The following is a 21,843-nucleotide window of genomic DNA, read 5'->3' as shown; positions in this document are numbered from 1 at the left end:
TGCGCCTCGCCGTCCTGCGGACTCAACCGACGCAGTACCTGCGACAAACCGTCGCAGAATGGCGCAACCAAGCCGTTTTCCCCCTGACGCGTCCGCCCCATCCCGTAGAATCAGCCCCGTGCGCGTCCCCGTCTTCTACCGCTGGCTCCACGTTCTGGCCTGTCTGGCCATTGTGCTGGTCGTGGTCGCTCCGTTGGTCAGCCGGGCGTTGGCACACCCGGTGGTGGCATCCGTGCAGGCGCCAGATGCCCATGCGGGCCATGCGATGGAAATGGACGCGGCGCCATCCCCGTCGGCCGATACACACCATCAGCACCATGAAGGGATGCAGGGCATGGACCACGCCATGCCGATGATGTCGCCGCCCACGAAAACGGCATCCCCGGAATCCACGGCCGCGAAGGTCATTGATCCCCACGCAGACCATGAGATGGGCGTGGAGTGCGATTACTGCCTCATCGCCGCCCGCATGATCACCCTGCTGGTGGCGCTGCTGTTGCTGATCAGCCTGTGGCCGGCGGTGTTCCGTGCCGTAGCCGGACTGGTCGATACGCAGACCCGCCCCGCGCCGGGAACGCTCGGCGCCCGCGGCCCACCACGCGCCCTCGCCTGCTGATCCAGCCCACGCCCTGAGGCTCACCGAGCCCGGCCGTTCCTGCACGCTCCATGTCACTGGCAGGTCGCCGGGGCAGGCGCATTTGCGGCTGGACACTGGATCCCCCGTTCCGTAACCGGCTGACAGGCCGGCTCAATTCCGTGTCGCGGCCCTGGGGGGTCGCGGCATCTCGATGTCGTGGCTGATCGTGCGTCGATCAGCACCCGTGCGCTTGGGCGCTTGGGCACCCCGTATCCCGTGGTCCGACATCCCGTATCCAAGGTCCACCCATGACGATCTCCCGATTCTCATCCCGCACGCTGCCCCGCCAAGGCGCGCTGCTGCTGTCCATCAGCGCACTCTGCGCACCCGGCGCCTTCGCCCAGACCACCAGTGCGCTTGCGCCTGCAGACCCGACGACGCTGGACGCGCTGAACGTTCAAGGGCAGCGGCAGCGCCTGCTGGATTCGCCGGAGGCGGTAGGCAGCCGCCTGGGCCTGACCCAGCGCGAGACCCCAGCGTCTTTGCAGGTCATCGACCAGAACGACATCGCCACCCAGGGGGCACGCACCACCAGCGAGGTGTTCGACATGGTCGGCGGCGCGATGGTCGGCAATGTGCCGGGCAATCCTGCCGTGGTCACGATGCGGGGGTTCAGTGGCAACACGGTCTCGGTCCTGCACGACGGCGTGCGACTGGGCACCTCCACGATCGTCACCCGTAACCTGGATACGTTCGGCTTGGAACGCGTTGAAGTCCTGCGCGGTCCGGCGTCGGTGCTCTACGGTGAAGGGGCACTGGGTGGTGCCATCAACCTGGTGAGTCGCAAGCCGCAGTTCGGCGCGACCAGCCTGGAGGGCATGCTCGGGGTCGGCAGCTTCAACACGTGGCGGGCCGGCCTCGACGTCAACACGCCGCTGTCGGATACCGTGGCGGTACGCGGTTTCGTCAGCCGGTTGCGCTCTGACAGCCTGGACGACATCGACAACAACGACACGGACCTGCTGACGGTCGGCGGCAGCCTGCTCTGGCGCCGCGATTCCGGCATGTCGATGTTGTTCTCTTTCGAGCACGCCGAGGACGAGAGCACGGGCACGTATCAGGGCGCGCCGATGGTGCCGGCCGATGTGGCCCGATCGCCCAGTCACGTCGTCCGCAGCAGCAACGGATTCGTCGTGGACAAGGCCACCCGCCATGTGAACTACAACCCGCTGGGTGCGACCACCGGCGCCACCAGCGACCTGCTGCGCTGGCGTGTCGAACTTCCGCTTGCTGACAACTGGACGCTGCAGAACGATCTCAGCTGGTATCAGGCAGACCGCGACTTTTTCTATTCCGACAACTGGATCTACAACCGTTCGACCGGGCAGTTCTCGCGAACCGCCGAACGGATCCGGCACGACCAGACGACGTGGAACGAGCGCCTTGCGCTGTCCCACGATGGCCAGATCGGGGCACGTCGCAACCGGTTCACGGCAGGGGTCGAGTACAACGACACCGATTTCCACAATCCGCGACAGACCGGCGTGACCACCCCGGTATCACCGCTTGATCCGGATGTCGGTCTGTTCCCGGATGGATCGGCCGGCAACTTTCCCGGCGCGGGAAACAATGTGATCTTCGAGTCACGCCTGCGCACCACCGCCGTGTTCGCCGAGAATGCACTCAACGTGACAGACCGCTGGACCCTGTTGGCGGGCGCGCGCGTGGAAAACATCAAGCTGTCGCGTGACATCCGCGATCTGAACACCGGCAGCGTGGACGCGTTCCGGCCGGATTACAGCCCGTTCTCCTGGCGGGTCGGCAGCGTGTTCGACCTCACCCCGGATGTGCAGGTCTACGGGCAGTACGCCACTGCGGTGAGCCCGGTGTCCACCCTGTTGACCATGCGCCCGGCTGCCGGTGTGTTCGATCTCAGCAAGGGCAAGTCGCTCGAGGCAGGCATCAAGGCGAGCGTGTGGGACAAGCGCATGGAACTTACTGCAGCGGCCTACCGGATCGAGCGGGACAACATCCTGACCCGCGACCCGGCCAACCCGAGCATCAGCGTGCAGGGCGGCGAGCTGTCGTCGCAGGGCGTTGAGCTGTCTGCAGAGGCCCAGGTGACGCGCGGGCTGCGCGTGGACCTCTCGGCTGCGTATGGCACTGCGCGCTACGATCGCCTGCTGGAAGCCGGCGGGGCCGATCGCAGCGGTAATCGCCCCACCAATGTGCCCAATGGCACGGCCGCACTGGCTGCGACCTATCGCTTCCTGGGCCTTCCGCTTTCTGCAGGGGCCTCCGGCCGCAGCGTCGGCGGTTTCTACACCGACAACGCCAACACGATCCATGTGCGTGGCCATACGACGTTCGATGCCTGGGTCGGCTACGACTGGCAGCAGGTATCGGCGGTGCTGCGTGTGCGGAATCTGTCGAACGCACTTTACGGCACCTATTCCGGGTACCCGTCCACCCACATCTACCTCGGCGCGCCCCGCAGCGTCGAGCTGACCCTGCGCACCCGGTTCTGACATGACCTCACACTCCACTTCCGCGCAGCGTGGCGATGCAGGCAACCGGGACCGGCATCGGCTGTTCTGGCGTTGGCATCTGTATGCCGGCCTGTTCGTCGCGCCGTTTCTGGTGTTGCTTGCCATCACCGGTGCGATCTATCTGTTCAACGATGAGTTGAACGATGCCCTCTACCCGGAGCTGCGCTTCACCCCTGCCCCGTGGCAAGAGCGATCACCGCTGGCGAGCATGATCGATGCGGCGGAGGCCTCCGCGCCCGGTAGCAGCGCCACGCGGATCGATGTACCGACCGATCCGCAACGTCCTGCCCAGGTCTATCTGCAGCGCGCCAATGCAGAAAGTCAGATCACCTTCGTCGACCCCGGCACCGGTCAGGTGCTTGGCGCGATGGTGCCGTCCCGGACGCTGGTGGGGTTCGCTGAGCGCCTCCATGGGTCGCTGATGCTGGGCACGCTGGGCAATTACCTGATCGAGCTGGCCGCGTGTTGGGCGGTGGTGCTTATCGTGACGGGGCTTTATCTGGGCTGGCCGCGTGGACAGGGGCTTGCCTGGTGGTCGGGCGTTGTCCCGGATATGCGCGCCAAGGGGCGGGCGTTCTGGAAGTCGCTCCATGCTGCCACGGGCCTGTGGGTGTCAGTGCCGGTGCTGTTCCTGATCTTCACCGGCCTGCCATGGGCCGCGTTCTGGGGCGACTGGGTGCGCGGTGGCGCGGACGCAATCCATGCGGGTTACCCGCCGGTTTATCGCCGCTACGTGGCACCGGAGGCACCTAAGATCGGCAGTGCGTTCAACGACGTCCCGTGGACGTTGCAGCACGCGCCGATGCCGCCTGCCGAGGCGGCGGCCGACGCAGCGCAATCGCATCACGGAAGCCACGCGTCCCCGGCGGACGGCGCGGGGCGACAGTGGACCGCAGCAGGTTTGGAGCGCGCGATAGCGCATGTGCGCGCTGCAGGCACGACGGACCCGTTGCGCGTGTTTCTGCCGAGCACGCAGCGCGGTGCGCTGATGGCCTACACCTACCCCGACAGGCCCCAGGGCCAGGTCACCTACCACTTCGACAAAGAGGGCGAACTGCTGGTGCGAGCGGGCTTCGATGATTACGGCGTCGTTGCCCAGGCCATTGAAATGGGCGTGCAGCTGCACATGGGCAACTACTTCGGGCGGGCCAATCAGGCGGTCATGCTGGCCACGTGCATCGGCATCGTCGTGCTGTGTGTGTCGGGTGTGGTGATGTGGTGGCGGCGCAAGCCGGCTGGCCGCATCGGCGCACCGGGAACAGGCAGCCGCACGCCGCTTCGCTGGTGGCTCGTCATCGCCCTCGCGACCGCCATCGTGCTGCCGCTGGTGTTTCTGTCGCTGCTGGTGGTCTTGGTGTTTGATCGCTGGATCAGGCCGCGGTTACGTCTGTTCCGCTGGCTGGATTGAGGGCGTGCACGCGCTCTGTTTTCTTCTTCCGCAGGCTTTCCACAGCGAGTGTCTGGCGCGCCGATTTTCTTTCCCGGGTAATCCGCTCGCCCCTGCAGAGAATCTGCGCTTTAATCAGGTGGCGAGGTCAACGAGACGAATACCAAGGACGGTCCATGTTCAGAAGCCTGTGTTTGATGATGTGCCTTTGGTCAAGTGGGACGGCGCTCGCCACGCCGCCTGCCCCAATCCCCAAGGATGCCTACATCGAGTTTCTCTGGACCAGGACGAGCGTGGGCGCACTGGCGCGGCAGGAAACCCGCTCTTTCGCCTTGGATGGCCGCTTTGATCACCAGATCTGCGTGGCAATCCTCAACAAAGACCTGGTCGTCGAGCGTATGGAAGTGCGGGCCGTCGGCCCCGCCGGCCGGCAGATCAGCCGCCAGATGTATCGCGACGTGGACGGTAGCAAGAAGTGTTTCTCTGCCGATCTGCCGGCAGACGCACCCGCTGGAAAATGGACTTACGAGGTCCGGGTCAACGATCAGGATCGTGTGGTGGGTGCTCAGTCGGTCGATGTGTTCGCTACCGTCGAGGCCCTGGTCGAGCACACGCCGGCGGGCATGCCCTACGTCCTCGGCCGACCGAATTACGATCCGTCCCTCGCACCCGATCAGTTCACGGGGGAGCTGGTCTGGGTCATGCACATCAAGCGGGATGGAACGGTCAGCGCCGTGGATATCGAACGCGCAGAAGGCGTGGGCGTGACCCTGCAACCGAAGGCAGTGGCAGCGGGACTGATCTCTCTCTTTCCTCCGGACCCGGCGCGGGATGCCACTGCGACATTCCGGCGGCACCTTTCCTTTCGGCCGGATAATTGAGCGCTGCAGTGGTTCTCCGGCCGATTGCGGCTTTGATCACCACGCCATTGGCGTCGCCGTCGCACCTGCCAGATTCGCAACTATCCTCATGGACGCATCCATGCTGTGCACGGACCATGACCGGGCTGAAGCCGAAAGGTCACAGCCGGGATTGGCATCCTGACAGGTAACAAAGCGATTGGCTCTGTTCTGCCCTCCGGGGCACGGCGGAGAATGCACAGCATTGCCCACCGGTCACACGGCGGGCGGTGCGAGGGGATCCCAATCCGCCGGTCTTTTGCTTTGTTACCACCGGTATGCCAACCCGCATCGCCCGCCACCCTGCGCCCTGGCGCAGGTGGCCTCATCGCATGCGAGGTCCGACCGATGACACCCCAGCATCCACGCAGTCGCGCTCGCCTGGCCCTATTGCTTGGCGACCGCGTGAACGCCTTCCCACCCGGCTTTGTCGATCGACTGGAAGCGCAGATCGAACAGTTCGAACGCGACCATCCCACTCATCCATGGACGCCACGACTGGCTCTGGTCCCGGCCCCGTCCGAGCTTGAGGGCGAGCTGGCGCGCAGCGGCAAGGTCATCGTGTCGAGACGCGTCCTGCAAGGGTTGGACGCCATCCTTGAGATCCTCCACGGTGAGCATCTCTCACGATGCGACGGGCATACCGACACCCTGCTGGGCGAGCATCTGCTGGAGGGGCTGCTGGCGGCCGGTCGAGAGCTGATCAAGACGTCGGTCGGACCGGACCTGGGGGCCCACTGAGCATGGACGAAAGCCGGGAAACCCCGAGCCCCGCAGGCAGCGAAGCGTCTTCCGCGCCAAGTGCCTCGGCAATGGCGGCATCGCTCAACACTCAGCTGGCGTTGGCGCCAGACGATCCGCAAGTACTGATCGCCGGCGTGCTCGCATTGGCTGAAGCGTACGGCCTGGGAGACATCGCCACGACGCTGCGCTCCAATCCCCTGACCCTCCGCCGACGGCTCACTGCGCCAGCGGGCGTGCGCCTGACGAGTCTGACGGCGGTGCTGAGCGCGATGGGCCTTCGCCTGCATATCGAGGCGAAGTGACATCCTGGGATGGTGTAGCTGCGGGATCACCGGACGCCGCACCCTCGTGCAACGATGCCTCGAGCACGCTGACATAGGTATCCAGCCGAACCCGCAGCCCGACCAGCAGCCACCCCACCGCATACAGCAGCACCATGGCGAAGATCAGTATCGCTTCTATAACCGTGACATCGAACACTGCAGACCAGTCACCCCACTGCCAGTGGCGGAACTGCAGGTAGAGCGCGATCAGCAGGGGGAACGGCCCAAGCCGCTGCAGACCGCCGTACATCATTCCCATGCGATCGGTCATTCCGGTCCGCAGGGTGCTGACGAAGCGCAGGCGCTCTTCGCGCTGTTGCCGTGGGAACGTGCGCAGATGCTGCACCACGGTCTGCCAATAGCCGAACTCGGCGTCCATCTCCTTCGCATGGGAGAGTCGCGGCTGGGTGTACTGCCGGAGCTGGCGACGCGCTGCGAGGATCGACCCCACCAGGAAGCTGGCAACCTCTATGACCAGACAGCTGATTGCAATCGCAAGCGCCCATTTGATATCCAGGTAATGAGATGGAATCAGCGCGGCCAGGATCGCCAGCGCTGCAGAAGCAAGGCCAACCCGAAACAGCCAGCGCTCGATTCTCGATGCCTGCGGATATACGCTGTGCTTGGCATAACGCTGGACCTGCTGATACAGCCAGTCGAAGGTCAGCGATTCGCCGCTGTCGGGTTCTTGATTCGGCACGTCCGTCGCGCCTGCGTGCTTGTCCATTGCCGGTTCTTCCTTTTCCCGTCCGGGCCCCCTGCCCTGACCTGCATTCTACCAATGCCGCATCGGCAAGCACCGATGACCGCGGCTGCCTGCTACCCTCGGCAACCACGATCCGCAGCCGCCAGGTGACCCCGTTGACCCGTTGTAGCGCTGTGTTCCTCCATGGCTGAGGCCACCGGCACCCTGCCCCTGCACTACCGCCTTGATGACCTGCGCATCGATGTGGCGCGGCAGCGCGTGGTCCGTGAGGGCGGCCAGGTCGTGGACGTGGCCGGGCTCAGCTTTCGGCTGCTGCATTACCTGATCACCCAAGGCACGCGGGTCGTCGGTTTCGATGACCTGATCGCCAACGTGTGGGCGGGCGCGCATGTCAACGAAGAGACGGTGACCCAGCGGGTCCGCCTGCTGCGCCAGGCACTGGGCGACGACGGGCGTCAGGCGCGTTATCTGCGTTCCGTGCGCGGCCAGGGGTATCAGTTGTGCAGCGAGCCGGTGCCGGATGCATCGGCGGACACGCAGCCCATGCCTCCGCCGCGCCGTGCGCCGATGATCATCGGAGCCGCCGCGCTGCTGGTCCTCGCGTTGTCTGGACTTGCGTGGTGGCAATGGCCGGCCGCCGTGGGCGATGGCGCATCGCCGCTGCTGGAGCGTGCGGACTATTACGCGGCCATCGGCCAGCGCGATAACAACGAACGCGCCCTGGCGCTGTACCGCCAGCGCTTGCAGGAGGTGCCGGACGATATGCCGGCCCAGCTCGGGATTTCCCGCGCCCTCGCTGCGCGTGCGTGCCTGTACAACGGCAACCGCAACGATGTGCAGCAGGCGTTGACGCTGGCGCAGGCCGTGGTGGTGCGCAGCCCGGAGCGGTCCGCCGCCTATGCGACGTTGGGCTATGCGCATGATTGCCTGGGCGAGGTCGACGCCGCGCTGGCCGCGTATGAGCACGCGGTGCAGCTGGACCCCGACGACGACGCAAGCCGCGCCTCGGCCGCGTATCTGTATGCCCGCAAGGGGCGCCTGCATGATGCGCTGGCTTCAAACCTCGCCGTGCGTCATCCGGAACGTGTGCGCTTCTGGCCGGTGCAGGTGGCCTCGAACCTGGAGCTGCTGGGCTACACCGCGGCGGCCGAGGCGCGTTACCGGCGCAGCTTCCAGCTGTATCCGGACAATGTGTTTTCCAACAGTGCCTGGCCCGTCTTTCTGTATGGACAAGGCCGCACCGCGGAGGCGCAGGCGGCGCTGGACGAGGCCATGGCACGCGGCACCGAGCATGCCGCGCTGTATCTGCTGGCGACGGAGCTGGCGTTGCAGCGCGGTGACCAGCCCGCTGCCCGCAGTGCTGCCCTGCAGGCACGGGCCTTGAAGTCTCACGCCAGCCTGCCCGGCACTGTAGCCTGGATCACCGGCGCAACCCCTGTGCCCGCTGCGACCGTGCTGCGTCAGCAGTCCGCCGCGTTGCAGGCCGGGCTTGCGCAGGGTGCCGACCCCTTGGACGGGGTGGAAGCGGCCCTGCTCGCCGAGCTGGCCGGCGACCGGCAGGCCGCCCTGCAGGCGCTCAACGCTGCGGTTGCCAGCGGTTACCGTGATGCTGCGTATCTGCGGGTGTCACCGCTGTTCAGCGCGCTGCGTACCGACCCCGGATTCGCCGCGGTGCTGCAGTCAGTGCAGGCCCACGTGGCGACCGAACGGGCGCGCGTCATCGCATCGGGCATCCTCCCCGAAGACGCACGGCAGGCTACTGCGGCGCGGTGAGGATGAAATCCTGCAGCAGCGCCCGGGTCTGCTCATGCATGCCGCGCTGGTTGTAGCGGGTGCGGGTCACCACCATCACCAGCGCTTTCTCGGGCACCACGAATACCGCGTTACCGCCATTGCCGGACATCGTCCACGCGTGCAGCAGCCGTGCGCCGTCCTTGAAGGTGAAGCGCCACATCTGGTAACCGTACTCTGCGTCGAACGGAGTCTGCGCACGCACCTGGGTCATGGCCTCGATCCAATCGGCAGAGATCACCTGCCTACCCTTCCAGCGACCGCCGTCCAGCATCAACTGCCCCAGCTTGGCCAGGTCGCGGCTGCGGTACTGGGTGCCGCCGCCGCCCATGCCGACGCCTTCTGAAGCACGCTGCCACACCGACGTCCGGATGCCCAAGGGCCGTTCCAGCGCGTCGGCCGCGAACTGCGCCAATGGCATGTGGGTAGCGCGTTCGACGATCGCGCCCAACAGGAAAGAGTTGGCCGTGCAGTAAGCGAAGGCGCGACCGTGCGGGCTTTCGGCCGGGCGCAGATTCCACGGCGCGTAGCCGCGCTCGGGCAGGTCCAGGGTGAACCCGGTCCAGTCGGCACTGACGTACATGCGTTCTTCGTTGCCGGCCGAGAAGCTGTTGTTGTCATCGCACTCCCACGCCGCACTCATCGTCAGCAGGTCTTCGAGGGTGATGGCGTCCTTGAAGGCCCCGGCGTGCGCGGGCGTCCTGTCCGGGAAGTAGCCCAGCACCGGAGCGCTCACCCCGTCGATCAGGCCGCGGTCGATGGCCGCCCCCACCAGCAGTGCGGTGACGCTCTTGGTCAACGAGCGGGTGTTGTGCAGCGTCTCCCGGTCAGCGCCGTTGAAGTACGCCTCGTGGATCAATGCGCCCTGATGGAGCACCAGCACGCTGGTGGTGTCAGGCGCTTGGCCGCTGTTGATCGCCGCATCGAGCGCGGCGAGTCGCGCAGGATCGAAGCCGTGACCTGCAGGGTCGCCGGCGGGCCAATCCTCCGCCACGGCCATGGGAGGAGCAGCGCACGCGGCGCTGGCGGCGAGCAGCAGGACGGCGACAGGAAACAGGCGAAGCAGGATCGACATGGGCACACTCCAGCAGAGGAGTCCGCAGCGGACCATGCCATCAAATGAAGGGCCTGATGACTGTCTGAAGAATAATGAAGGCCTTGCCCATCAACGGTTTATGACGCCACCTGCAGGGACGACCGCCGGGATGCGGCCGTCCCTCCTGACCCGATGACGGCCTAGTGCCCGGCAACCGCCGCGCGTGCGCCAGCCGCAAATCCGTGATGTCGCGCGCGCCAGACGATGCAGAAGCCCACGGCCAGTAGGAACGCCATCGCCGCCGGGAAGGTCTGCGCCCCCCACTGGTCCAGCAGCACCCCACCCATGACACCGCCACCGGCGATGACCAGGTTCCAGGCGACGACGTTGAGTGACAGCGCCACGTCGGCGCCCTCGCCCGCACTGTCGGCCAACGCCGTCTGCAGCAGTGTGGCGGCACCGCCGAACGTCAGGCCCCAGATCGCCACGCAGACATACACCACCGGTTGCAGCTGCTGCAGGAACGCCAGGGTCACGCAGATCACGAAGAACGTGGCCAACGACACCAGCACGGTGCTGCGGAGGTGTCGCTCGACCCGCTTGGCTGCCACGCCGATGCCGATCAGTGCCGAAACACCGAAGACCAGCAGCAGCACGTCCACGCGTTCGGCGAGCCCGGCGTTGGCCGCGAACGGAGCCACGTAGGTGTACAGGATGTTGTGCGCCAGCATCCATGCCATGACGGTCGCCAGCACCGGACGCACGCCCGGCGTGGTGAGCACCTTGCGCAGCGGGACGCGCTGGGCGGCTGACTGGCCCGGGTAGTCCGGCACCTTGACCAGCACCCAGACGATCAACACGACGGTCAGCGCCGACATGGCAGCGAACGCAGTGCGCCAGCCCAGCAGGCCGCCCATCCACGTGCCCAGCGGCACGCCGAGCGACAGCGCAATCGGTGTGCCTACCATGGCGATGGCCATCGCCCTGCCCTGCTGGTCGGGCTGCACCATGCGTCGGGCATAGCCGGCCAGCAGGCTCCACGCCAGGCCCGCTGCGGCGCCAGCAAAGAAGCGGGCCACCAAGGTCAGTGCATAGTCGTTGGACACTGCGGTGATCGAATTGAATACAAGGAAGCCGACGATGGTGAGCAGCAGGACGTTGCGTCGCCGCCACTGCTGGGTCGCGATGGTCAGCGGAATGGCGGCGATCACCGAGCCCAGTGCGTAGGCGGTGACCGTCTGTCCTGCCAAGGCGGGCGTAATGCCCAGCCCATCGGACATCAGCGGCAGCAGGCCCGCCGGCAGGGTTTCGGTGACGATGCAGATGAAGCCGGTCATGGCCAGCGCCAACAGCGCAGCGATGGGCAGCGGCGCAAGGCCCGCAGCAGGTGTGGTGGAGGTGGGGGAAGTCACGCAGTGTCCTTTAGGTTGGGAATCCTGCCGCACCGGCTCGCGTATAGGGGTCAACCCGAGGGGTGGAAGGTTTGGCAGATGTGTATCGACCGATATAGATATAGGCGTGGCATCGCGGCTTGTCAACGAGATATGTATCGAATAGTATTTATGTAAGCATCGGAGGACGCCATGGCACAGATGGGCCGACCACGCAGTTTCGACCGTGACGCCGCGGTGGATCAGGCGCTGCACCTGTTCTGGCAGCAGGGCTACGAATCCACCTCACTGTCCCAGCTCAAGGCGGCGATCGGCGGCGGGATCAGTGCGCCGAGTTTCTACGCGGCGTTTGGATCCAAGGAGGCGCTGTTTCAGGAATGCGCTGAGCGCTATCTGTCGACTTACGCGCAGGTGACCCAGTGTCTATGGGACACCACGCTTGCACCAAAACAGGCGGTGGAGCGTGCGTTGCGCCAGTCGGCCAGGATGCAGTGCGAACGCGGCCACCCGAAGGGCTGCATGGTGACGCTGGCTGTCATGAGCGCGCCCACGCCCGAGCTTGCGTCCGTGACCGCGCCGCTGACCCGGTCACGCGCCCACACGCGGGCTGGCATCCGTGCCTGCGTGGAGCGCGGGATCGCGGCGGGTGAGTTCGGAGCGGACGCCGATGCTGCGTCGCTGACCTGCGTCTTCGACAGTTTCCTGCAGGGCCTCTCTCCCCTCGCCCGTGATGGCGTGAGTCTCAAGGTCATGGATGCCGCCATCAGCCGGCTGATGTGCGTGTGGAGCGCCCCGGCCGCGTAATGGCGCGGCGCAACCGGGAGCCGGCGTGGCGCGGCGCAACCGAAATCCGCCGTGGTAGCGCCGACCCATGGTCGGCGAGCGCGCAGCGCGGCCTACGTCCGGCATCGCGGCGCTGGATGTATTCCGCCGAGCGTGGCTCGGCGCTACCGGATCGCGCGCCGACCGGGGATCCGGCCTGGTAGCGCCGACCCATGGTCGGCGAGCGCGAAGCGCGGCCTGCGTCCGGCATCGCGGTGCCGGAAGGAATCCGCCGAGCGTGGCTCGGCGCTACCAGATATTGCGCCGCACGGCCCGTAACCGGCATCCGGCACGGCGTGGCGCACCGAAATCCGGCGTGGTTGCGCCGACCCATGGTCGGCGAGCGCGAAGCGCGGCCTGTGTCTGGCATCGCAGCGCCGGATGCATTCCGCCGAGCGCGGCTCGGCGCTACCGGATCGCGACGAACGTCAGTGCAGCGCCAAGGCGTATTTCTTCTCGCCTGCCACGACCGCCAGCCGCACGAGCTGCCGGTTGTCGTCCTGCTGCGCCAAACGGTTCTCAGGCGGTGGCAACGGGCAGGTTGCGAAGTCCGTGTAGGCACACGGCGGGTTGTACGCGCGATTGAAATCCAGCGTGACCGTGCCGTCTGCCGCGACCGCATCGGTGCGCAGGTAGCGACCCACCCCGTAGGTCTGCCGGCTGGTTGTCTGGTCCTGGAACATCAGGTTCAAGCTCTTCGCCGGGTCTCCCAAGGCTTCCAGTTTCCACTCCCGCCCTTCTTTCTCGAACACGACGTAGCCGGGATTCGGATTATCCGCGACCTCGCCGAGCACGTTCACGATCGGCAGCGTCCTGCCGGGCGGATGTGGCACGAAACGCGCTTGCACACGCCAGCTTTCCTCGGCCGGGAAGAAGTCCAGGCCACCGAAGTGCAGGCGCGCCGGCGCATCGGCATGGCGCACCCGTAGTGCCAGCCGTTGTCCGCGCTTGATCGCGGTGATCTGTCCCTTGCCTTCGTCATAGGTCAGCGTGGTGCCACCGCCCTTCCCTTCTGGATCCAGCCGTATCTCCCCCTGCACCGGCTTGCCATCGGCGGTAACCTGCGCCCCGTCCACCGGCGTGAAGTACAGACCATCGGCCCGCGGCTCCAGCCGGGCCAAGCGGTCCGGTGCGATCGCCAGGCGGATGGCATTGCCTTCAGCAGCGCCCACACTCTGCGTTCCGGCCTCGATCCAGTGCAGCCCGATCAGGCTGGTCCAGCCATCGGGCTTGCCCAGATCCGCGGTACGTTCCTGCACCCACTCAGCGTGTTCGCTCTTGAAATCCAGCGCTGCCGTCGCGGCTGCGGACGTCTCCGGCGCAGGCGTGTCGTGCGGGCTGCATGCCCCCGCAAGCAGGGTGATGACAAGGACAGAGGCCAGCGTGTGCGTCTTCATGCAGGTCACCAGTTTTTGGAAATGCCGAGGTGGACGTAGCGTCCGTAGGTTTCGTGCAACGCGCTCAGGTAGCTGCCGGTGGCATTCAGTGGCGGCTCTTCGTTGAACAGGTTGCGCGCCCCCACTTCCACCGCCGTCCCCTTCAGGCGTCCTCTGTTGAACTCCTTTTTGACCGACAACGCCCAGCGCTGGGTGGAGCCCACCACGAACGGCGTGCGATCGGCATAGGCGCCGGCCGTCACGCTGTCGATGTAGTCGTCGCGCAAGCGGACCGTCCAGTCCTGCAGGTTCCAGATCAACGTCGCGCTGGCCCGCCATTCCGGCTTGGCCCCATTGATGCCGACCTCGTTGGCCGCGCCCAGGTCTGGCGCGATGATGTTCAACTGGCTATTGGCAATGGCGGCCGCCACCTGCTGCACCTCGGCAGGTTTCTGCTGGGTGTATTCCTTGAGCTGGCTGACACTCAGCAGGAAGGCGAAGTTGCCCCAGGCCGTCTCACTCAGGCGCCAGGTAACGTTGTAGTCCACGCCCGACGCGGTGAGTGGCCGACGATTCTGATATCGGTTGTACACGTGCGTCACCACGCCCGCAGGCGCAAGACCCGAGCCTGCAAACAGCGCGGTGTCCTCCGCCGTGACGGCCGCACGCACCACGTTCGGGTTGCTGCTGCCCTCCACCACGCGCAGATACGCGTCGTACAACAGCTCCTCACCCAGGGTATTGATCGGATTCTCTACCTGCACCCGCCAGGCATCCACGCTCAGGCTGATCGCGCCCAGGGAGTCCGGCAGGAACTGCGGCTCGAACACCGCGCCCCATGACGACTGCCGGGTGGTTTCCGGCTTCACATCGTCACCGTAGGAGGTCACGGCGCTCACCGAGGGCTTGACCGACGAGCCACTGCTGTAGGCATTCAAGCAGGCGCTGTAGTCGGGCTGGGCGCCCTTGGTGATCAGCGCGTGGCAGCGGACGGCATCGTTGTTGAAGCCGAACCCGTAGGTCGGCGGGGAGTTCACCAGTTCCAGCCCCGGCGCGCGGAAGCCGCCGCTGACCGAGCCACGCAGCAACAGGCTGTCATTTACCTTCCACGCCGCGGCCAGCTTTGGCTTGGCCACCTTGCCTGCATCGCTGTAGTCCTCCCAGCGGCCCGCAATCTGCAGATCCAGGGACTGCACCAGCGGTATGCCCTGCGCGGGGGAAATCAGCGGCACGGCGAGTTCGATCAGCGCTGACGTTACGTTGCGGCTGCCGCGGACATCGGGCCGGGGGCTATGGGTGAAGAAGTTGCTGGCCGCTACCGTACCGGTATACCAGTCCGTATAGGGACGGCTGCCATCGATGTTTTCGTCGCGATCATCTTCACGGCTTTCATACCGGTACTCAACGCCTGCCGCCAGGCCGATGTCACCGGCGTACCAGGTCAACAGGTCCGAACGGTTGATCTTGAAATCCCACAGCGCCAGCTCCGTAGTGCCTTCGCGGGTGGCCTCGCCAATGAACGCCGAGGTGTCGTAGGGCGTGGCATCGCCCAGCCGGATGCTGGCCGGATCGCCACCACTGAAGGGGTTGTAGGCACCGGCATCGGTACGGTTCACCGCGGCGATGAAGGTATCGGTCAGCCCGCCCTGCTGCGTGTCGGTACTGCGTGCACGCGAATACAGCAGAGCGGTTTCCCAGTTCCAGCCGCCGTCGGTCCAGCCGCGCACGCCCAGCAGCACACGCGACTGATCGTTATCCACCTTTACCCGGCGGATCCCAGAATCCGCAAACTGGTAGTTGAGCAGCCGGATCGCGTCAGCGCCGCGCAAGGCGTCCGGCACCCAATAGGCGTCCGGGCGGATATGCAGCAGGAAGCCGTCACCGCCGAAGCCCGACTCGCTGCTCACCCAGGATTCGGAGGTGGCCCGGTAGTAACCCAGTTCCCCGAACAGCTGCAGGTTGTCGGTGGCATCGAACCGTCCACTGGCGAAGACATTTCCCTTGTTGATGGACGGTGCCGAAGTGATGCCCGGCTCGGCCGCGGAATCGTAGTGATAGCGCGTCGGTACCGCGCCGGACACCAGGGAACCGCTGGCGGGATCGACGTGCCAGCTGCCTGTGCGCCGGCTGCCGGCATAGGTGTCGAAATGACCCCATGGGGTTCGTGTGCTGAAGCCCGAGCTACCGTTCGGATCCGGCACGCTGGTGCCATCGCCGAGGGGACGGCGGCCATCGGTGGCAGTGAACCATGCGTCCGAATTGCGCTGCGCGGTCCGCTTGGAGACGCCATACAGGACCGAGATGTTGCCGCGCCCCTCCGCGAAATCACTGCCGAAGTAGCCGTCCAGCGAGATGTCTTCGCGATGGCCATCAGCCACCTTGCCGTAGTTCAGCTTGATGCCACCGCCATTCTGCAGGTTGCTCGGCGTCACCAGGTCGACCACGCCTGCCACGGCATCGGAACCGTAGATGGACGCCGCGCCATCCAGCAGCAGGTTGACCCGCTCCAGGCCGAAGGTGGGAATGGCATTGGCGTTGTAGGTCGTGTCGTCGCCGCTGTTGCTGATCGGGTGCTGCACCGTGCGCCGGCCGTTGATCAGCAGCAGTGTGTACTTGGAGCCCAGGTTGCGCAGGTTGATGGAACCCACGTCACCGCGTGCGACATTGGAGTTTCGTCCTGCGTTGGTCGTGCCCTTCTCGGTGACGGCGACATCACCGAACTGCGGCAGGCTGCGGAACAACTCGTTGCCGTTGGTCGCTCCCGTGGCGTCGATCTGTTCCCGGTCCACCGCGACCACCGGCAGCGCGGCCTGCGCGCCACCCCCGGCGATCTGCGAGCCCAGCACCGACACCTTGTCCAGCAACCGGGCATTCGAGCCCTGCGACGGCGCAGCCCCTACGCCCGTTTCTTCGGCGGCATACGCTGCCGGCGCAAGCAGCGTGCACAGGGCAAAGGCCAGCCGACCGCGACGAGGACGGTGGCCGTGCAGGGCATGGCACGGGCTTTTCGCGATCAGCTGCGAACGGTGGGTGCGACTCATTGAATATCCCCAGGTGATGGCTGCAGGGCACGGCCGGTTGGATCGCGGCGTGCGTTATCGCGCGTGGTTCGTCGCTTCGGCGTAGGCGCCGCGGACGATGCTGCCTTCGAGCTTCTGCTCGTCCTTGACCAGGTTGTAGAGCGGGCACGTGGCCTCGACCGACTGGCGCAGCGCGTCGATCTCCTGTTCCGATGCAGGCGATTCAATCCGCACCTTGTAACGGATACCGCTGTAGCGTGCGGGCGATTGGATGTTGCTGCCGAAGCGCGGGCTCAGCTGACCATCAACCGTCAGCTCCAACGAATCCAACAGCACGTTCCGTGCGGCGGCCTGCACCTCGAAGATGTGGGTCAGGCAGGTGCCGGTCACGCCGAGCAGGTGTTCCTCCACCGTCGGCGCCAGCCCATAGCCGAGAAGGCCGGGCGCGCTATCGTGCAGCTGCTGGTGATAACCGTCCTTGCCCAGGAAGACGCGGCGCAGGCCGGTGCGCGGCTCGACGTGGGCGCGCGCGACGAGGGTTTCCGGATCGGCGGGCTTGCCCTTGCCCGAGGCGGGCTTACCCTGCCTGGCCAGCACCGCGGGACGCTTCTCCTCGGTGATGAAATCGCGCAGACCGGGCGGCAACGCCGGGTCGCGCACCGCATCGCTATGGAGGTATTCGACCTCGGCATGGCTGACCTGCTGCGGTCGCGTTACCAGGTCGATGGCCGAGGAATTTTCGTGCACCGCGCGCTTCAGCGTCTGCAGTTGCGCGTCGGTGGCAGGCGAGTCGATGTAGGCCACATAGGAGAGATTGTTCGGGTACGCCAGGCTCTCGCTCTTGCGCTCGGGGATGCTGGTGAACACCACGTCCAGCGCATCAAGCGGGACATTCTGCTCGGCCGCCTGCACGATGTACTCATCGGCCACGGCGCTCGCCAAGGTGCCGACCAGCGAGTCCCAGGAACCGGCGCCGAGGTTGTAGCCTGCGTAGTTGCGGCCACTATCGCTGATGTACTGGAACTCGCCCGTGGGCCCGATGCGCAGGCGACGTACGCCGGAGCGGCTTTCGGCCGTGACCTTTGCGTGGATCGCGATGGGTGCGGCAGGCTGCGCCGACTGCGCCTTGATAGCCTCACGTTTGGCGGCGAGATACGTGCGCAGGGGTGAGCCGTTGTCCGCCGCTGAGGAAATGAGCGGCGCGGCCAGCAGCAGCATGGCCGACAAAGTTGACGCGCCGAAAACCTTGAACGGCGACGCAGAACGGGCGGTGGACATGGGCGGCGGAACTCCGTGGGGATCGTGAACGGAGGCCCACTGTTTCATGTCGCGTCGCCACATCTAAATGATCGTTGGACATTCCCATATTCGCTATGCGCACTCCCCGTACGCTTCCAGGGAGGGGCCGCGCAGATCACCCGCACTGCTGGAATCTATCCCTGAGTCGGCACGAACTGCCGGCGCGAACGAAACGCGGCAACCTTCATCCGGTTGCCGCACAGCGCCATGCTGCACCACCGCCGCTTCCTGGATTTGGTGGTGTCATGGAACAGCAGCGAACAGTCATGCGCCTCACACTGGCCGACGTGCTGCAGATCGCCGCCCGCCAACAGCTGCCCCAGCGCAAGCGCGACCGGCTGCAGCAAGGCCTCGGGGCTGTCATCGCGACGACGCTCCACCAGCACGGGCGTCGCGTCGCTGGGCATTGAGCTCAATTCCAGTACGGGCCTGCCTCTTTCAAGCACCGCGTTGACCCGGTCCGCCTGCAACGGCTTCCCTGCCCTCGCAGCAGCCAGCAGGCCACGCGCTTCGTCACGCAGGGCGATCGCCAGTGCGAGCATCCCCTTCGGCGCACGCACGCTGCCTGCCGCGACGACGCCGGCCTCCGTCAGCCACAGCACCACCGCCGCGTCGTCCACCAGCACGTCCACCGGTGCGGTGGGCGGCCCGTAGGCCGAGTTGATGAAGTCCAACGCCAGGTCGTTGGCGACGAACAGGGGGGCGGTGGCGTCTGAAGGTGGCATATGTAACCTCCGTAAATTAGATTGACAGGTTACCATCTTGCTGCGTAACCTGCAAAAACACTCCATCTCGGTTACATGGCGAGACTTATGAAGATCAATCACCTCCTTGCTCCGCTCGGCGTGGCTGCCGCCCTCACTGCGGGCAGCGCGCTGGCCACACCCTCCGCTACCCCTGTCCACTACCGCTACGAGCAGGTGGGTGATGTCAGGATCTTCTATAGGGAGGCCGGCCCCCGAAACGCACCCACTGTGCTGCTTCTGCATGGGTTCGCAGCCTCGTCGTACATGTATCGCGATGTCATCGCCGCGTTGGCCGACACCTACCATGTGATCGCACCGGACCTGCCGTCGTTCGGCCACACCGAGTCGCCTGCCGGCGATGTCTATGCGTACACCTTCGACAACCTGAGCAGGACGATGGATCGCTTCACCGAACAGCTCAAGCTCGACCGCTATGCGCTGATGGTGCACGACTACGGCGCACCGATCGGCTGGCGCCTGGCGACCGCCCATCCGGAACGGATCACGGCGCTGATCTCGCAGAACGGCAATGCCTACGAAGAAGGGCTGGCCAAGGGCTGGGATCCGATCCGCACTTACTGGAAAGAACCCACGGCAAAGAACCGCGCCGCGCTGGCCGACTTCCCCACCGCCGCGTCGATCAAATGGCAGTATCTGGAAGGCGTCAGCGACCACACACGGGTGCCACCGGATGGCTATATCCTGGAAGGGCTGCGGGTGTCACAGCCCGGCAACGCCGACGTGCAGCTGGATCTCCTGCTGGACTATGCCTCCAACGTGCAGCTGTACCCCACCTTCCAGACGTACTTCCGTACGCAGCGGCCCCCGCTGCTGGCGGTATGGGGCCGCAACGATCCGTATTTCCTGCCGGCTGGCGCGCAGGCGTGGACGCGGGACATTCCCGATGCGGAGATCCATTTCTACGACACCGGCCACTTTGCGTTGGAAACCCATGCGCAGGAGATCATTCCGGTCATCCGCTCCTTCCTGGATCGGCACGTGGCGCCCAGCAGCCAGCCGTGATTGCAACCGCCGACCGGTCACACGGTCGGCGTTCTGCGGCGTGCGCTGCTCAGATCCAGCCCTGGTCGAGCAGCTCGCGTTTGATGTAGGCATAGAACACCGGCGCGGCGACCAGGCCGGCCAGTCCGAACGCCGCCTCCATCAGCAGCATCGCCAGCAGCAGCTCCCAGGCCCGTGCGCGGATCTCGCCGCCCACGATGCGCGCGTTGAGGAAGTACTCCAGCTTGTGGATGACCACCAGGTACAGCAGCGCGCCCACCGCGACGTAGAACGAAACGGACAGCGCGACGATGGTGATGATGGTATTGGAGATGACATTGCCGACCACCGGCAGCAGCCCGGCGACGAACGTGATCAGCACCAGCGTCTTGGCCAGCGGCAACTGCACGCCGAACAGCGGCAACACGATCAGCAGGAAGATCCCGGTGAACAGCGTGTTCAACAGCGAGATCTTGACCTGGGCGAAGACCACCTGGCGGAACGCCACGGCCATTCGGCTGATGCGGCCGACCATTTCCTGGGCCAGCGGACCCATCCGCGACAACGGCATTTCGTCATACAGCGCGACCATCGCGCCCAGCACCATGCCGATCAATACCCGCACGCCCACCTGCACGACCGACGTACCGGCCACACCAAGCTGACGCTGGTGTTCGGCGGCCCATTCGTTCAGTGCGGTGCGCAGCGTGTCCATGTCCTCGGGAATGTAGGCGCGCAGCACGGCCGGCACCTGATGGCGGGAGCTGTTGAGAATGTCCATCAGATGGGCGAGCAGTACGTCGGGGCCACCGGTCTGGTTGCGGAACACCGCCGCGATGCCGACGCCTGCCAAGCTCAACCCGCCGATGATCAGCACAGCCAGCACGATGACCGACATGGCGCGGGCCCGTCCCGGCGGCAGCTTGCCTTCCACCGAGCCAGCAAGCAGGTGGGTCAGGTGGAACACCAGCAGGCCCGACAGCAGCGTCACCACCAACCCCAGGCGCAGCGCCAGCCACATGCCGAGCAGCATCAGCAACCAGGCGGCAATACGGAAGGCGGGCGGGCGGGACGTTCGGGCGATCAGTTCGTGCATGGCGAGGGGCGTACCTTGGATTCCGGAGCGAGGAAGAGAGCCCAGCCATCATACGGCGCCCCACCCCATGGGTTCCGCATGCGCGAAGGCATCGCCCGAGACGCGCCGGCTCGACCGGCGCGAGGGCACCGGCTGGTAGCGCCGAGCCATGCTCGGCGAGCGAAGCGGGCCGTTCGCGGAGGGCGAAGGGCAGCCTGATGTGAAGAGCAGCCGGCTGAAGCCGGCTCTACCATCGGCGCCACCGTGGGCGCCACCATCGGCGCCACCGCCGTGGGTCAGCCGGCCAGCGTGTTGACCGAGCCCGAATCCACGCGGATGCCTGCGCCGTTGATGAAGCTGGCGCGTTCGGAACACAGGAACGCTACGGCAGACGCCACCTCTTCCGGCTGCCCGCGCCGCTTGAGCACCATGCCGGGGCGTTCTTCGTCCAGGAACGTGGCGACGGCTTCGTCAAAGGAGATGCCCTTTTCCTTTGCGCGTTTCTCCATCATCGCGTCGGTCATCGGGGTGTGGATGAAGGCCGGCGACACGGTGTTGACCAGCACGTTGTCTGGCCCGTACGCCTTCGACAGCCCCTTGGCCAAGGTGAGGATGCCGGCCTTGGATGCGCAGTACGGCAGCTCATCCACATAGGGCTGCACCGCATCCTCGGACGCGAACAGCACGATGCGGCCCCAGCCCCGCGCGCGCATCGCCGGCACGGCGTGGCGACACATCCGCACCGCGCCCATCAGGTTGATGTCCAGCGTGCGCAGCCAGCCCTCGTCATCCACATCGAGGAAATCACCGGTAGCGCCCGTCACACCGGCGGCGTTGACGAAAATGTCCGGCTCGCCCAGATCGGCGCGCACCTTGGCCCAGATCGTGTCGACGTCCGCGGCGCGGGTGACATCGCCGGTGATGGCGATCACCTCGCCCAGCGGACTGAGCTCGGCCAGCGCTTCATCCAGCGTGCCGTCGGCTACATCGGTGATGGCAACGCGCACGCCGGCCTGCAGCAGCTGCCGGGCGGTCTCTTTGCCCATTCCCGAATCGGCGCCGCTGATCAGTGCGATGCGCCCTGTGATACCCAGATCCAT

17 protein-coding genes are annotated in these 21,843 nt (G+C 65.9%); 8 read left to right on the top strand and 9 right to left on the bottom strand.

The genetic code is table 11. The features are described from left to right. Positions 1-169 precede the first annotated feature (169 nt). The 5 genes from IFT58_RS00390 (at position 170) to IFT58_RS00370 (ending at position 6,153) form a co-directional block, all read left to right on the top strand. Positions 170-616 (top strand): hypothetical protein, encoded by a 447-nt coding sequence (locus IFT58_RS00390; RefSeq protein ID WP_192093901.1) that lies wholly within the window; start codon positions 170-172, stop codon positions 614-616. A 269-nt stretch (positions 617-885) separates the two neighbouring features. Further along, positions 886-3,105, top strand: a complete 2,220-nt coding sequence (locus IFT58_RS00385; protein ID WP_192093617.1) for a TonB-dependent siderophore receptor — start codon at positions 886-888, stop codon at positions 3,103-3,105. A gap of 1 nt (position 3,106) precedes the next feature. Continuing rightward, a complete protein-coding gene (locus tag IFT58_RS00380; RefSeq protein ID WP_192093616.1) occupies positions 3,107-4,534 on the top strand; it encodes a PepSY domain-containing protein in 1,428 nt (475 codons plus the stop codon). 155 nt (positions 4,535-4,689) lie between these two features. Beyond that, entirely contained in the window at positions 4,690-5,394 is a 705-nt protein-coding gene (locus IFT58_RS18685) for a hypothetical protein (RefSeq protein ID WP_249405553.1), read from the top strand. A 423-nt stretch (positions 5,395-5,817) separates the two neighbouring features. Next, complete coding sequence (locus IFT58_RS00370) at positions 5,818-6,153, top strand: hypothetical protein (RefSeq protein WP_192093615.1); 336 nt, start codon at positions 5,818-5,820, stop codon at positions 6,151-6,153. Positions 6,154-6,372: 219 nt separating this feature from the next. Here the strand turns inward: IFT58_RS00370 and IFT58_RS00365 are convergent, their stop codons facing one another. Then, on the bottom strand, positions 6,373-7,206 hold the full coding sequence (locus tag IFT58_RS00365; RefSeq protein ID WP_249405552.1) for a hypothetical protein: 834 nt from the start codon (positions 7,204-7,206) through the stop codon (positions 6,373-6,375). 162 nt (positions 7,207-7,368) lie between these two features. Between IFT58_RS00365 and IFT58_RS00360 the strand changes: the two genes are divergently transcribed. Further along, positions 7,369-8,958, top strand: a complete 1,590-nt coding sequence (locus tag IFT58_RS00360) for a winged helix-turn-helix domain-containing protein (protein WP_249405551.1) — start codon at positions 7,369-7,371, stop codon at positions 8,956-8,958. Here IFT58_RS00360 and IFT58_RS00355 read toward each other — a convergent pair. Both IFT58_RS00355 and IFT58_RS00350 read right to left on the bottom strand, forming a co-directional pair. Beyond that, on the bottom strand, positions 8,942-10,051 hold the full coding sequence (locus tag IFT58_RS00355) for a serine hydrolase (RefSeq protein ID WP_249405550.1): 1,110 nt from the start codon (positions 10,049-10,051) through the stop codon (positions 8,942-8,944). The two genes, IFT58_RS00360 and IFT58_RS00355, sit on opposite strands and share 17 nt — an antisense overlap. Before the next feature lie 161 nt (positions 10,052-10,212). Next, a complete protein-coding gene (locus IFT58_RS00350) occupies positions 10,213-11,424 on the bottom strand; it encodes an MFS transporter (RefSeq protein WP_342029514.1) in 1,212 nt (403 codons plus the stop codon). Positions 11,425-11,595: 171 nt separating this feature from the next. Between IFT58_RS00350 and IFT58_RS00345 the strand changes: the two genes are divergently transcribed. Continuing rightward, the gene (locus IFT58_RS00345) at positions 11,596-12,207 is read left to right on the top strand and encodes a TetR/AcrR family transcriptional regulator (RefSeq protein WP_192093614.1); all 612 of its coding nucleotides are present in this window, start codon (positions 11,596-11,598) and stop codon (positions 12,205-12,207) included. 446 nt (positions 12,208-12,653) lie between these two features. Here the strand turns inward: IFT58_RS00345 and IFT58_RS00340 are convergent, their stop codons facing one another. The 4 genes from IFT58_RS00340 to IFT58_RS00325 form a co-directional block, all read right to left on the bottom strand. Then, complete coding sequence (locus tag IFT58_RS00340) at positions 12,654-13,622, bottom strand: DUF1684 domain-containing protein (protein WP_192093613.1); 969 nt, start codon at positions 13,620-13,622, stop codon at positions 12,654-12,656. A 5-nt stretch (positions 13,623-13,627) separates the two neighbouring features. Next, a complete protein-coding gene (locus tag IFT58_RS00335; protein ID WP_192093612.1) occupies positions 13,628-16,642 on the bottom strand; it encodes a TonB-dependent receptor in 3,015 nt (1,004 codons plus the stop codon). Positions 16,643-16,696: 54 nt separating this feature from the next. Then, on the bottom strand, positions 16,697-17,899 hold the full coding sequence (locus IFT58_RS00330; RefSeq protein WP_192093611.1) for an OsmC family protein: 1,203 nt from the start codon (positions 17,897-17,899) through the stop codon (positions 16,697-16,699). Between the two features lie 155 nt (positions 17,900-18,054). Continuing rightward, complete coding sequence (locus IFT58_RS00325) at positions 18,055-18,645, bottom strand: CGNR zinc finger domain-containing protein (RefSeq protein ID WP_192093610.1); 591 nt, start codon at positions 18,643-18,645, stop codon at positions 18,055-18,057. Positions 18,646-18,732: 87 nt separating this feature from the next. Here IFT58_RS00325 and IFT58_RS00320 point away from each other — a divergent pair, with 87 nt between their 5' ends. Next, entirely contained in the window at positions 18,733-19,689 is a 957-nt protein-coding gene (locus tag IFT58_RS00320) for an alpha/beta hydrolase (protein WP_192093609.1), read from the top strand. Between the two features lie 49 nt (positions 19,690-19,738). Here the strand turns inward: IFT58_RS00320 and IFT58_RS00315 are convergent, their stop codons facing one another. Then, complete coding sequence (locus tag IFT58_RS00315; protein ID WP_188324000.1) at positions 19,739-20,764, bottom strand: AI-2E family transporter; 1,026 nt, start codon at positions 20,762-20,764, stop codon at positions 19,739-19,741. A 275-nt stretch (positions 20,765-21,039) separates the two neighbouring features. Next, entirely contained in the window at positions 21,040-21,843 is an 804-nt protein-coding gene (locus tag IFT58_RS00310) for an SDR family oxidoreductase (RefSeq protein WP_192093608.1), read from the bottom strand.

It is taken from the genome of Stenotrophomonas sp. CFBP 13718 (assembly GCF_014842145.1).
GTDB lineage: Bacteria > Pseudomonadota > Gammaproteobacteria > Xanthomonadales > Xanthomonadaceae > Stenotrophomonas.
The sequence above is the reverse complement of the archived record's forward strand: the minus strand, read 5'-3'. Positions and strand labels throughout refer to the sequence as shown.